Source organism: Microbulbifer thermotolerans (assembly GCF_001617625.1).
GTDB lineage: Bacteria > Pseudomonadota > Gammaproteobacteria > Pseudomonadales > Cellvibrionaceae > Microbulbifer > Microbulbifer thermotolerans.
The window spans coordinates 2181006-2194462 of sequence record NZ_CP014864.1 but is presented as its reverse complement, the minus strand read 5'-3'; the positions used below and the strand labels follow the sequence as shown (position 1 = coordinate 2194462).

Below are 13457 nucleotides of genomic sequence, written 5' to 3'. Positions count from 1 at the left end.
CTCAGTCCGAATTGGGCTCGTGGCCAAAAACTCATTTTTGCTGGCCAGTATGCCCATAACTCGGCCGAATCGCCACCCCCTAAACTGACCCTGTTTGGAATTCGTTAGTTTTCAGCGCTTTGCTGGAGGTCAGGATGCAGCGCCTTCCCGTAATTACCGCCTTTGGTGGCTATAACCCCGCCGGCCGCAGTTCCTTTCACCGCGGCTATCGTCGTCTGGTGCTGGACAAGCTCAGTGCCGCGGATCGAACCGATACCCTATCCGATCTGGCGGTTTTGATGGGGCTGCGCTCCGGTTCAGAGGCTAACACCCCCCTGGATCCGGCCTTGGAGCAGCAGGTGTTGAACGGCACTTTGGTGCGGGAATTGGAAAAGCGCTATTACGATTACCGCAATTGCCACTTTCACCAGCCGGCGGACTTGAAAGGCGTAGAGGCCCTGACTTTTGAAATGTCTGCGCGTCAGCTTCCGGATCCGCTGCCGGCAGATTGGCAGGTCGAGTCTCTCGGTGATGGCCGTGTGCGGGTGCGCGCGGAACGCCTGTCGGTGATGCTGGACAGCTATCGCGAGATTCCGGTGGCCGCGGCCGGCCAACTGCCGACCGGGTTTGAACCGGGAGAGCGGTACAATTCGCGCTTCCACCCCCGAGGGCTGCAGCTGGCCATTTTGGGGGCATCCGACGCGGTACAGTCCCTTGGTATTGACTGGGACGCCGTGGCCGCTGCCGCCGGGCCGGATAAGATCTCCGTTTACGCCAGTTCCGCCATGAGTCAATTGGATCCCTACGGTAATGGCGGCTTGTTGCAGTCTCGTCTGCGCGGGAGTCGGGTCAGTTCCAAGCAGCTGGCGCTTGGGTTGACCAGTATGCCTGCAGACTTTGTCAACGCCTATGTGCTGGGCAGTGTGGGCACTACCGGCGCTGTCGCTGGCGCTTGTGCCACCTACCTCTATAACCTGCGCTCTGCAGTGGAGGATATCCGCTCCGGTCGCGCCCGTGTGGCTGTGGTAGGCGCTGCGGAAGCGCCGCTGGTGCCAGAGGTTGTGGATGGTTATGCAACCATGGGTGCCTTGGCAAATGTCGATGGCCTGCGCAAAATTTTCGACGGTGAGATCGATTACCGGCGCGCAAGCCGTCCCTTCGGGGAAAACTGCGGTTTTACGCTGGGGGAGGGCAGTCAATGGGTTATTCTGATGGACGATGCCCTGGCCCTGGAGCTGGGCGCGAATATCCACGGCGCCGTAGCCAATGTGTTTGTCAATGCGGATGGGACCAAGAAGTCCATTTCCGCGCCTGGGCCGGGCAACTACCTGACTATGGCGCGGGCAATGGCGGAAGCTCGTGCCATCGTCGGTGAAGAAAGCCTTAGGAAGCGCAGTTTTGTGCAGGCGCACGGTTCCAGTACGCCTCAGAACAGGGTGACCGAGTCGGCGATCTTTGATCGGCTGGCGGGCGCTTTCGGCATTGAAAATTGGCCTGTGTGTGCAGTCAAGGCGTTTCTCGGCCACACGGTGGCAGCCGCCAGCGGCGATCAATTGATCACCAGCCTGGGTATATTTGACCGTGGTATTTTGCCTGGCATCACCACGATAGACCGGGTGGCTGACGATGTTAGTTGCAAGAACCTGGATATCCCCCTCCAGCACTCCGAGCGGGATCCGGAATCTCTGGATGTGGCCTTCCTCAACTCCAAGGGATTCGGCGGCAACAATGCCACCGCCTGCGTACTGGCGCCGCACCTGGTGCGACGCATGCTTGCCAAGCGCCACGGGGCGGCTGTGATGCGAGATCACGCCAATCGCAATGAGGTGGTGGGGGAGAAGTCCCTAAACTACGACACCCGCGCCAGCCAGGGAGACCTCTGTGCCATCTATCGCTTCGGCGAAGGGTTGGTGGACGAGTCCGAAATAGATATTTCTACGGAACGCCTGGTGCTGCCCGGAGTTCCGCCGGTGGAACTTCCGGATATCAATCCGTTTGCGGATATGGTTTGATCCTGCCCTGTGGCCAGGTACTCATCTTTGCGGCACACTGGCCACATTACCATTAGAGTCACCAGGCGATCCCATGAGCATGGATTCTGTGATTCAGCGGCCAGAGGTCCAGGACGGCGATGATGTGGGTGTGCGGCTGAAGGCTGTGCGTAAGATGCATGGGTTATCCCAGCGCGAACTCGCCAAGCGAGCCGGGGTAACCAATGCGACCATCTCTCTGATTGAACAGGGCCGCGTTAGCCCTTCGGTTGGATCTCTAAAAAAGGTGCTCGATGGGATTCCAATGTCCCTCGCGGACTTTTTCACGTTGCGTTTTGACGACAATCCACAGGTTTTCTTTCGCGCCGAGGAGATGCCCAATGTGGGCACAGGCCCCATTCAGTACCGATTGCTGGGAGTGACCAACAGCAAGCGAAAGATGTCCATTCTCTACGAGGTCTATCCCCCGGGGCAGGACACTGGCCCCGATCTTCTGAGTCATGAAGGCGAAGAAGGTGGAATAGTGGTGGCCGGAGAGTTGGAGGTAACTGTGGGAGGTGAGGTCGCCTTGCTAGGGCCGGGTGATGGCTACTACTTCAACAGCCGAAGGCCGCATCGTTTCCGTAATCCTGGAGAGTCTGACTGCATACTAGTCAGTGCAAATTCTCCTCCGAGCGTCTAATTCTCATCATCAGTCGGTAAGTCAACGCAGGCGGCGCCAGGCGGATACTCCACTGTCGCCTGGGAATGTAGACTTGCTCCGTTCTCCGCGCCCCCGTCCGCTGTCGGGCTGGTGCATATATGACCCACGGCATCTATGGTGCCATTCAAAATGTAGGGAAATGGTATTCAAACAAATGTTTGAATCTGGCTATACTAAGGCTGGCTGACCGCAATGGCTTTTTGCGTCATTCCTCCTTCAGTGGGTGGCGCAGGCTATGCGATCACAGAAAAATCCGACCCCGGGCCAGGTTTCCAGGCCCCGAATCAATGAGGTCAATCCATGTTATTTAGTGGCAAAGCGCTTACGGTGCAGATGCTGGACAACGGCATCGCCGAGCTCAACTTCGACCTGCAGGGCGAGTCCGTCAACAAATTCAATCGCCTGACAGTATCAGAATTTTCCCAGGCTCTGGACGCTATTGAGGCGGCGGATGGCGTTAAGGGCGTGCTGCTGACCAGCGGCAAGAGTGTGTTTATCGTCGGCGCCGATATTACCGAATTCGGCGATGCCTTTGCCGCGGGACCGGAGGGTGTCGCGGAGCTGATGAACAAGAACAATGAAAATATCAGCCGGCTGGAAGAGCTGCCTGTGCCGAGTGTTGTCGCCATTAATGGCTACGCGCTGGGTGGTGGCTTTGAGGTGTGCCTGGGATGTGACTTCCGCGTAATGAGCGATCAGGCCAAAGTGGGCCTGCCGGAAGTGAAGCTGGGCCTGATTCCCGGCTGGGGTGGTACAGTGCGCCTGCCGCGACTGGTGGGCGTGGACGTGGCGGCCGAGTGGATTGCCGCTGGTAAGGAGCAGCGTCCGGACGCGGCTTTGACCGTGCATGCCGTGGATGCGGTGGTGCAGGCCGACAAGCTGAAAGAATCTGCGCTCAAACTCCTTGAGCGGGCGATAGGTGGTGAGCTGGATTATCAGTCCCGTCGCGAGATCAAGAAATCACCGATTCCGCTGAATGACACGGAAGCGCTGATGGCCTTCTTTACCACCAAAGCGTTTGTCGGTCAGCAGGCGGGCCGCAATTATCCTGCGCCCCTGGCGGCGGTTGAATCCATCGAGCAGGGTTACAAGCTCGGCCGCGACGAGGCGCTAAAAGTCGAGCAGCAGCAATTTATTAAATGCGCGCAGACAGGTGCAGCCAAATCATTGGTGGGCTTATTCCTGAATGATCAGGCCATCAGTAAGGTTGCCAAAGGTTGGGAAAAGAAAGCGGACAAGCAGATCGAGCGTGCGGCCGTGTTGGGTGCGGGCATTATGGGTGGTGGTATCGCCTATCAATCCGCGTATAAAGGCGTGCCGATCAAGATGAAGGATATTGATCAAAAAGGCATCGATCTGGGGCTGAAAGAAGCCAATAAGTTGCTGTCCAAGCTGGTGGAGCGCGGTCGCATGACACCGGCGAAGATGGGGGAAACCCTGAATCGTATTGAACCCACGCTGAGCTACGATGGCTTCGATAATGTCGACGTGGTGGTCGAGGCCGTGGTGGAAAATCCGAAGGTGAAGCACGCAGTGCTGCAAGAGGTGGAAAAAGTCGTCAGTGAAGATACGGTGATCGCCTCCAATACTTCCACCATCTCCATCGATTTCTTGGCCGAGCCGCTGTCCAGGCCGGAAAACTTCCTCGGAATGCACTTTTTTAACCCCGTGCACAAGATGCCGCTGGTGGAGGTGATCCGCGGTGAGAAGACTTCCGAGAAGGCCATTGCCCGAGTGGTCGCCTATGCAAACAAAATGGGCAAGAAGGCCATCGTTGTACGCGATTGCCCGGGGTTCCTGGTCAACCGGGTGCTCTTCCCTTACTTCGCCGGATTCTCAATGCTGGTGCGGGATGGGGCCGATTTCCAGCAGATCGACAAGGTAATGGAGCGCTGGGGTTGGCCTATGGGGCCGGCTTACCTGATGGATGTTGTCGGTATCGATACTGGCGTACACGCTGAGAAGGTGATGGCTGAAGGCTTCCCTGAGCGTATGGGTAAGACTTTCACTGCAGCATCTGATGTGATGTTTGAAGCCGGCCGCTATGGCCAGAAGAACGGCAAGGGCTTCTACAACTATGAAGAGGACAAAAAAGGCAAACCGAAAAAGGTTGCAACTGAAGAGTCCTATGAGTTGCTCAAGCCCCATGTGGCAGAGCGTCGTGAATTTGAAAATGATGAAATTATTGAGCGCATGATGGTGCCAATGGCCACTGAGCTGGCCCGTTGCCTGGAAGAGGGGATTGTCGATTCCCCGGCAGAGGCGGATATGGCCTTGATCTACGGTATTGGTTTCCCGCCCTTCCGCGGCGGTATTTTCGCCTGGCTGGACAGCATCGGCCTGGACGAGTTCGTGAAGATTGCCGACAAATACTCAGACCTGGGCGAGCTGTACAAGCCCACGGAGCGCATGCGTGAAATGGCCGCCAGTGGCAAAACCTACTACGGCGACAAGTGAGGAGAATTGCGATGAGTTTAAATCCTAGAGATGCCGTAATCGTCGACTACGCGCGCACGGCCATGGGGCGCTCCAAGAATGGCGTCTACCGCAATGTACGCGCTGATGACATGTCGGCGGAATTGCTGAAAAAATTTCTGCAACGTAACGACAAACTGGATCCGGCTGAGATCGATGATCTGATCTGGGGCTGTGTGATGCAGCGGGATGAGCAGGGCTTTAATGTGGCGCGCTTTATCGTTTTGCGCGCAGGCCTGCCGCACACTATTCCGGCACAGACAGTCAATCGCCTTTGTGGGTCTTCCATGTCGGCGCTGCATACCGCTGCGGCGAATATCCGTGCGGGGCTTGGCGACGTCTACGTCGTGGGCGGTGTCGAGCATATGGGACACCTGAACATGATGGAGCATGTCAGCCCCAACCCGATGCTGGGCCGCAATATGGCCAAGGCTGCTGGCTCTATGGGGATGACGGCGGAATACTTGGCGATGATGCATGGTATCCAGCGTCAACAGATGGATGAATTTGGTGCCCGTTCCCATCAGCGTGCTGCCGCGGCGACCCGTGAGGGCAAGTTTGACCGCGAGATCATCGCTATTGAGGGGCATGACGATAACGGTGTCCCCTTCCTGGTGGAAACCGATCAGACTATCCGGCCGGACACAACGGTTGAGGCGCTCGCGCAGTTGAAGCCGGCCTTCGATCCGAAACATGGCCAGGTAACTGCCGGCACCTCATCTCAGATCACCGATGGTGCCTCCGTCATGCTGGTTATGTCCGCTGAGCGCGCACAGTCTCTGGGTATGACGCCCATTGCGAAGGTGCGCGAGATGGCCCTGGCGGGTGTGGACCCGTCGATCATGGGCTACGGACCGGTGCCTTCCACTCAGAAAGCCCTCAAAAATGCGGGTTTGACTATCGACGATATCGACAAGGTGGAGCTGAACGAAGCATTTGCCGCGCAGTCGTTGCCGGTGTTGAAAGACCTCAATCTGCTCGATGTTATGGATGACAAGGTGAATCTGTACGGCGGAGCCATCGCCCTAGGCCATCCGTTTGGCTGCTCTGGTGTGCGTATTACCGGCACTCTGCTGTCTGTAATGCAGAACGAAGGGGGAACTCTCGGCGTATCCACCATGTGTATCGGACTGGGGCAGGGGATCACCACCATCGTTGAGCGTGTGTAAGCCTGGAGCGGTGTTGTAGTGCAGCGCCGCTTCGAGCCTTCACCGCGGCAACTTGTGTGGCTGCTGTTGGATTTGGGGCCGCTTTGGGCTGATTCGAAAGCCTGGGCGACAGTGGGAAGCCTGAGAAAACAGTAGTCATTGATGGGGTTGCCGCGGTGTTTTTATGTCCGTGCCCGGTTGAGAAGACCATTCTTCCAGCGGGTAGTTGAGGCAATTTGTTGAAGCATGCCCTCTGCCTGTGGCACAATCTGCTCCCCTCGTCGCCAGGACCCGATGCTTTTGCACGAAATTGCAGAAATATCAACAAGTTAGCGCCGAGGTGGAATTCGGGGACGTGGTGGAATTGGTAGACACGCCAGATTTAGGTTCTGGTGCCGCAAGGTGTGGGAGTTCAAGTCTCCCCGTCCCCACCAAACAAATACTCCGCAGCCCGCCGCCTGCCCCATAGGCAAGGTGCGGGCTGCTTGCATTTGGCATCGGTTGGCGATTGCAGGGCAATCTCGAAACCGTGCCGGCAGACGGTTACCGGTTGAATTTCGGCGGCCGGCTAGCAGTGGCGCTGCGCGCGCTGGCAACAACAGAAGAGTCTAATGCGCTGTGGCGCGAGTAGAGAAAGTCTCACGAGGATAAACATGCAGGTTTCCATCGAAACAACTTCCGGCCTGGAGCGTCGTTTAACGGTTAATTTGCCGGCGGAAATCGTCGACAAGGAAGTGGATAAGCGGCTCCAGCAAGCTGCTAAAACCGTTCGAATCAATGGCTTCCGTAAAGGTAAAGTGCCGCTGAAAGTTGTTCGTCAGCGCTTTGGTGCCGGTGTGCGCCAGGAAGTGCTGGGCGAAGTGATGAGCCGTTCTTTTTACGAGGCGGTCCAGCAAGAGCAGGTCAAGCCCGCTGGTCAGCCGAGTATCGAGGCGAAACAGACTGCTCCTGGTGAAAATCTTGAATACGTCGCTACCTTTGAAGTCTACCCCGACGTGGAGCTGGCGGACTTGTCTGAAATTAGTGTCGAACGCCCGGTTGCTGAAGTGACTGAGAAAGATGTCGACAACATGATTGGCGTGTTGCGGAAGCAACAGTCCGGCTGGAAAGAAACCAAGCGCAAAGCCCAGAAGGGTGACCGGGTGACCATCGATTTTGTCGGACGCAAAGATGGTGAGGAATTTGAGGGCGGCAAGGCCGAGGGGCACAAGCTGGTATTGGGCTCCGGTCAGATGATCCCCGGGTTTGAAGACGGCATCCTCGGTATGAAGCCGGGCGAGGAAAAAGATATTGATGTCACCTTCCCGGAGGATTATCAAGCGGAAAACTTGCGCGGCGCAGAAGTGACTTTCAGTATCAAGGTTACCGCCTCCGAAAAACCGGAATTGCCGGAGCTGGATGAAGAATTTTTCCGCGCATATGGTGTGGAAGAGGGTGGTGAAGAAAAATTCCGTGAAGAAGTACGCGCCAACATGGAGCGCGAGCTCAAGAATGCGGCCTTGAACAAAATCAAGACCCAAGTGATGGATCAGTTGTTCGAAAAGCACCCCGTGGAACTTCCTTCCGCTCTGGTTGCTGGCGAGGTGCGTGCGCTGCGCGGCCAAATGGTGCAGCAGTTTGGCGGCCAGATCAAAATGGAAGATGCGGAAAAGATGCTGCCGGATACCATGTTCGAAGAGCAGGCCAAACGTCGTGTTGTGCTCGGTCTGGTAGTCGGAGAGATCGTGAAGCAGAACGAAATCACTGTGGACGCAGATCGCGTGAAGGCAAAGGTCGAAGAATTGGCTTCTACCTACCAGCAGCCGGAAGAGGTAGTGGACTACTACTACAACAATCGCGAGCTGCTTTCCGGTGTGGAATCTGTGGTCCTGGAAGACCAGGTCGTGGATTTTGTGCTTGAGTCTGCAAAAGTGAAAGATGTCGAGAGCAGCTACGACGAAGTGATCAAACCGCAGAAGCAAGCTTAACTCTGCTGAATGGCGGCCGCGATCGCGGTCGTCTTTCTCCCCTTCCTCATTTGACCCGCTGGCTTTCTCGCCTTCGACCGGTTAAGCTCAGAAAAAGTGAACTTTCAGCGAATGGCGGCCCCAGCCACCAGGTTGCTCGCCAAGTACGCCACAAAAGGAATCTAAGGTACTTATGGCTCGTTTTGATTATCCTTTTTCATCAATAGATCCCACAGCCACTGGTCTGGTGCCCATAGTGGTGGAGCAGACCGCCAGAGGGGAGCGCTCATTTGACATATACTCCCGTCTGCTGAAGGAGCGGGTGATTTTTCTCGTGGGACCTGTGGAAGATCACATGGCCAATCTGGTCGTGGCGCAATTGCTTTTCCTGGAGGCGGAAAATCCGGACAAGGATATACACTTGTATATTAATTCTCCGGGTGGATCCGTGACGGCGGGCATGTCCATTTATGACACCATGCAATTTATCAAGCCCGACGTCAGCACTATGTGTATTGGGCAGGCCTGTAGTATGGGGGCATTTCTGCTATCGGCTGGTGCAAGCGGCAAGCGCTATGCGACGCCCAACTCCCGGGTGATGATCCATCAGCCCAGCGGCGGTGCTCAGGGGCAGGCGAGCGATATACACATCCACGCCCAGGAAATTCTCAAGATCCGCCAACGCTTGAATGAGCTAATGGCATCCCATACTGGCCGCAGTGTGAGCGAAATTGAGCGCGATACGGAGCGGGATCACTTCCTGAGTGCAGATGAGGCTCGGGAATACGGTCTCGTCGATGATGTGCTCACGCGCCGCCAGACGTTGGAAAAATAACCTCTCTTTGGTGAAAATAGTGGACTGTTCGGCGGTGTGGCCGCCGATTCTGACAGCCCTGTGGCCTGCCGGTGCACAAAGGGCTTGAAAAAGCCGTCAAAAGACAGCATCTTGCAATAACACAAGTAATCGCGAAAGGGCCCCGGCTGGCCGAAGACCACGGAGTATTTTGATGACCGACCAGAGCAGCGGAGAAGACAACGGCAAACTGCTGTACTGTTCTTTCTGTGGCAAGAGCCAGCAGGAAGTTCGCAAGCTTATCGCCGGGCCGTCCGTTTTCATTTGTGACGAGTGCGTCGAGCTGTGTACCGATATCATTCGCGAAGAGGTGCAGGAATCTTCCGAGGGGCCCGAGGGGCGTCTGCCTACTCCGCGAGAGATCACGGAGATTCTCGATCAGTACGTAATCGGCCAGGAGCGCGCCAAGCGCGTGCTTGCGGTGGCTGTCTACAATCACTACAAGCGCTTGCGCAGCAAATCCAGCGTCAAAAGCAAGGACGATGTTGAACTTAGTAAGTCCAACATCCTGTTGGTGGGCCCCACTGGCAGCGGTAAAACGTTGTTGGCGGAGACTCTCGCACGGCTGCTTAATGTGCCTTTTACCATCGCCGATGCCACTACTCTGACCGAGGCGGGTTATGTCGGCGAGGATGTGGAAAATATTATTCAAAAGTTATTGCAGAAGTGTGATTACGATGTCGAGAAAGCCCAACAGGGTATCGTCTACATTGATGAGATCGACAAAATATCACGCAAATCTGACAACCCCTCCATCACCCGGGATGTATCCGGTGAGGGTGTGCAACAGGCGCTGCTCAAGCTAATTGAGGGCACTGTGGCTTCCGTCCCGCCTCAGGGCGGCCGCAAGCATCCCCAGCAGGAGTTCCTGCAGGTCGATACCACTAACATATTGTTTATTTGTGGGGGCGCTTTCGCGGGGCTGGACAAGGTCATTCGCGACAGGTCCGAAAAAGGTGGCATTGGCTTTAATGCCGAGGTCAAATCCAAGGATAGCAAGAGCAATTTTGGTGAAATCCTGCGAGACCTGGAGCCCGAGGATTTGGTGCGCTATGGACTGATCCCCGAGTTTGTTGGTCGTTTGCCTGTGACCGCGACGCTCGATGAGTTGGATCGTCCCGCTTTGGTCAAGATCCTAACAGAGCCGCGCAATGCCCTGACCAAGCAGTACGCCAAGTTGTTCGAGATGGAAGGGGTTGAGCTGGATTTCCGTCCTGACGCGCTGGACGCGGTTGCCGCCAAGGCGATGGAGCGCAAGACCGGTGCCCGGGGATTGCGCTCGATTATGGAGTCGGTGCTGCTGGAGACTATGTACGATATTCCGTCCACCGATAATGTCGCCAAAGTTGTTATTGACGAGGCGGTCATTAAAGGCGAGTCTGCGCCGCTGCTGGTGTACGAAAGTGACTCCCAGCCGCAAAAGGCCGCTCCGGAAGAGTGATATCGCCGCTTGACTGTGCTCGGTCGAACACACCGGGCCTGGAGCCCGGCAGAGAAGCCCCGCAACGGGGCTTTTTTTGTGAGCCGGTTGGCGAGTTTTCAGGTTTTTCACATAGGGTCGGCACAAATCCTCGATTGGAATAGACTAAGGGCTTGTAATCCGGCTGTTGCTCCCCCATTTCTAGCAACCAACGGGCGGCGGCCCAGATTAAGCTGTAGATTCCAGCAGCGAATGATGCCGCGCCAATAACCCAGTGACCGGGCCGAGAGGAGTTCTATGGATCAGCCATCCGATACCCAACTTGAATATCCGCTGTTGCCGTTGCGGGACGTGGTCGTCTACCCCCACATGGTGATTCCTTTGTTTGTCGGCCGGGAAAAGTCGATTGATGCCCTGGAAGCAGCGATGCGCAGTGACAAGCAGGTACTGTTAGTTGCGCAAAGGCAGGCGTCGGAAGATGATCCCGGGGCCGAAGATATTTACCGTGTCGGCACTGTTGCGAGTGTGCTGCAGTTGCTCAAGTTGCCTGATGGCACCGTCAAGGTGCTGGTGGAGGGCGGCCAGCGCGTCAAAATTCTCGATGTCGTTGACGGCGATGGGCACTACCGTGCGAAAGTAGAGCTGATGCAAACAGAGGATCTGCCCGAAGCGGAGGCGGAAGCTCTGGTGCGTTCAGCGATGGCCCAATTTGAGCAATATGTCTCCATTAGCAAAAAGGTCCCAAACGAGGTAATCACCTCGCTCTCGGGAATCGATGAACCCGGCCGCCTTGCCGACACTATCGCAGCCCATATGTCGTTGGAACTGGCGCAAAAGCAGGAACTGCTGGAAACCGCCAGTGTCAAGGAACGCCTGGAGCAGCTGCTCGGTCTTATGGATTCGGAAATCGACCTGATTCAGGTGGAAAAGCGTATCCGGGGCCGTGTCAAGAAACAGATGGAGAAAAGCCAGCGCGAGTACTACCTGAATGAGCAAATGAAAGCTATTCAGAAAGAGCTGGGGGAAATTTCCGAAGAGCCGAATGAAATCGAGGAGTTGGAGAAAAAAATCTCCGAGTCCGGCATGAGTGCTGAAGCGGAAAAGAAAACCCGCGCGGAATTGGCAAAACTTAAAATGATGTCTCCGATGTCTGCGGAGGCGTCAGTGTTGCGTAGCTACATTGACTGGATGCTGAATGTCCCCTGGAAAAAGGCGAGCCGTGTCCGCCATGACTTGATTAAGGCCGAAGAGATTCTAGAAAAGGATCACTACGGACTGGAGGAGGTCAAGGAGCGGATTCTCGAATATCTCGCGGTCCAGAAGAGGGTGAAAAAGGTTAAAGGGCCGATCCTCTGCTTGGTGGGGCCTCCAGGTGTGGGTAAGACTTCTCTCGGCCAGTCAATTGCCCGGGCCACGAATCGCAAATATGTACGTATGGCGCTTGGCGGTGTGCGCGATGAAGCAGAAATCCGCGGCCATCGCCGAACTTATATTGGTTCCTTGCCCGGTAAGCTGATACAGAAAATTGCAAAAGTCGGGGTGAAGAACCCGTTATTCCTCCTCGATGAGGTGGACAAAATGGGCATGGATCACCGCGGAGATCCGGCGTCTGCACTTTTGGAGGTGCTGGATCCTGAGCAGAACAAGACGTTCAACGATCACTACCTGGAAGTGGACTACGATCTTTCTGACGTGATGTTCGTTTGTACGGCCAACTCCATGAATATCCCCGGTCCGCTGCTGGATCGCATGGAGGTGATCCGTATTCCCGGTTACACCGAGGATGAAAAGCTGAATATTGCTCAGCGCTACCTGGTGCCAAAACAGCGCAAAGCCGCGGGCCTGAAAGACGATGAACTGGCACTGGCCGACGATACGGTACGCGATATAGTCCGCTACTACACCCGTGAGGCCGGCGTGCGCAACCTGGACCGGGAGATCGCTAAAATCTGCCGCAAAGTGGTTACCAAGCACGTGCGCGAGAAAACCAGCCAGAAGGTGACGGTGACGCCGGAGCAGTTGGAGGAATTGCTTGGAGTACGCAAATACGACTTTGGCCGCGCCGAAGAGGAAAACAAGATTGGCCAGGTTATCGGGCTTGCGTGGACGGAAGTCGGTGGAGACCTGTTGACAATCGAGGCCTCCGCTGTCCCAGGAAAGGGGCGGGTGATCAAGACGGGATCTCTCGGCGACGTGATGCAGGAATCCATACAGGCAGCACTCACTGTCGTGCGCACGCGGGCGCAAACCTTAGGCATCGCGCCGGATTTTCACGAAACAAAGGATATTCATATCCATGTTCCGGAAGGCGCCACGCCGAAAGACGGTCCCTCCGCGGGCATTGCGATGTGCACTGCTTTCGCCTCTGTGCTTACCGGTATCCCGGTGCGTTCCGATGTGGCTATGACTGGGGAAATCACTCTGCGTGGAGAAGTGTTGCGCATCGGCGGACTAAAAGAGAAATTGCTGGCGGCCCACCGCGGTGGGATTAAGACAGTGCTGATTCCCGCGGACAATGAGCGAGACCTGAAAGATATTCCGGACAATATTCTGCAGGATTTGGTTATCAAGCCGGTCAAGTGGATAGATCAGGTGCTGGAATTGGCACTTGAGCACAAACCGGAGTCTCTGTCCGACGAGGAATATTCGGCCCTGCAAAAGCAGGCTGAGGAGCGCTCGCAACGCTCAGTGCACACGCATTGATCACTTTGGCGGGGCGCGACCAAGCGTCCCGTATGTCTCGTTTAAAAAATAGTCTGCGAAAATCGAAAAGCAGGCCTTGGTTTACCCAACTGCCCGGAAACCCGCATGGTTCCTTGACCCGCTATCGGCCAGTTGGTATAAAACGTGCCTTATTGCCCAACGCCCAGTAACTGCCGGCGATTGAAGGCGTGAACGCATTGGTGTCCAAAAGCGGGCACTCCAACATATCCAGAAAAGAA

Annotated in this window: 9 protein-coding genes and 1 tRNA gene; all 10 read left to right on the top strand. The window is 55.9% G+C overall.

Going from position 1 to position 13457, the window contains the following annotated elements; genetic code table 11:
• The first annotated feature begins 134 nt into the window (after positions 1-134).
• The 10 genes from A3224_RS09225 to lon all read left to right on the top strand — a co-directional run bounded on the left by A3224_RS09225 (position 135) and on the right by lon (position 13218).
• Entirely contained in the window at positions 135-1991 is a 1857-nt protein-coding gene (locus tag A3224_RS09225) for a beta-ketoacyl synthase (protein WP_067153650.1), read from the top strand.
• Positions 1992-2064: 73 nt separating this feature from the next.
• Positions 2065-2652: a cupin domain-containing protein gene (locus tag A3224_RS09220; RefSeq protein ID WP_231902335.1), complete on the top strand. Its 588-nt coding sequence runs from the start codon at positions 2065-2067 to the stop codon at positions 2650-2652.
• Positions 2653-2973: 321 nt separating this feature from the next.
• Complete coding sequence (fadB, locus tag A3224_RS09215) at positions 2974-5130, top strand: fatty acid oxidation complex subunit alpha FadB (protein ID WP_067153648.1); 2157 nt, start codon at positions 2974-2976, stop codon at positions 5128-5130.
• 11 nt (positions 5131-5141) lie between these two features.
• On the top strand, positions 5142-6317 hold the full coding sequence (gene fadA, locus A3224_RS09210; protein ID WP_067153646.1) for an acetyl-CoA C-acyltransferase FadA: 1176 nt from the start codon (positions 5142-5144) through the stop codon (positions 6315-6317).
• Between the two features lie 328 nt (positions 6318-6645).
• A tRNA-Leu gene (locus A3224_RS09205) sits at positions 6646-6730 on the top strand.
• Between the two features lie 74 nt (positions 6731-6804).
• Positions 6805-6927, top strand: coding sequence for a hypothetical protein (locus A3224_RS17410; RefSeq protein ID WP_266002332.1), 123 nt, complete (start codon positions 6805-6807; stop codon positions 6925-6927).
• Positions 6928-6949: 22 nt separating this feature from the next.
• Positions 6950-8263 (top strand): trigger factor, encoded by a 1314-nt coding sequence (tig, locus tag A3224_RS09200; protein ID WP_067153644.1) that lies wholly within the window; start codon positions 6950-6952, stop codon positions 8261-8263.
• A 172-nt stretch (positions 8264-8435) separates the two neighbouring features.
• Positions 8436-9077: an ATP-dependent Clp endopeptidase proteolytic subunit ClpP gene (gene clpP / locus A3224_RS09195; protein WP_067153642.1), complete on the top strand. Its 642-nt coding sequence runs from the start codon at positions 8436-8438 to the stop codon at positions 9075-9077.
• Between the two features lie 172 nt (positions 9078-9249).
• Positions 9250-10536, top strand: a complete 1287-nt coding sequence (gene clpX / locus A3224_RS09190) for an ATP-dependent Clp protease ATP-binding subunit ClpX (protein ID WP_067153640.1) — start codon at positions 9250-9252, stop codon at positions 10534-10536.
• A 276-nt stretch (positions 10537-10812) separates the two neighbouring features.
• Positions 10813-13218, top strand: coding sequence for an endopeptidase La (gene lon / locus A3224_RS09185; RefSeq protein WP_067153638.1), 2406 nt, complete (start codon positions 10813-10815; stop codon positions 13216-13218).
• Positions 13219-13457: the final 239 nt, after the last annotated feature.

Bases quoted from the DNA above. Each gene is read 5' to 3' on its own strand.
- clpP (WP_067153642.1), top strand. From the start codon at position 8,436: ATGGCTCGTTTTGATTATCCTTTTTCATCAATAGATCCCACAGCCACT.
- A3224_RS09220 (WP_231902335.1), top strand. From the start codon at position 2,065: ATGAGCATGGATTCTGTGATTCAGCGGCCAGAGGTCCAGGACGGCGAT.
- fadB (WP_067153648.1), top strand. From the start codon at position 2,974: ATGTTATTTAGTGGCAAAGCGCTTACGGTGCAGATGCTGGACAACGGC.
- lon (WP_067153638.1), top strand. From the start codon at position 10,813: ATGGATCAGCCATCCGATACCCAACTTGAATATCCGCTGTTGCCGTTG.
- clpX (WP_067153640.1), top strand. From the start codon at position 9,250: ATGACCGACCAGAGCAGCGGAGAAGACAACGGCAAACTGCTGTACTGT.
- tig (WP_067153644.1), top strand. From the start codon at position 6,950: ATGCAGGTTTCCATCGAAACAACTTCCGGCCTGGAGCGTCGTTTAACG.
- fadA (WP_067153646.1), top strand. From the start codon at position 5,142: ATGAGTTTAAATCCTAGAGATGCCGTAATCGTCGACTACGCGCGCACG.
- A3224_RS09225 (WP_067153650.1), top strand. From the start codon at position 135: ATGCAGCGCCTTCCCGTAATTACCGCCTTTGGTGGCTATAACCCCGCC.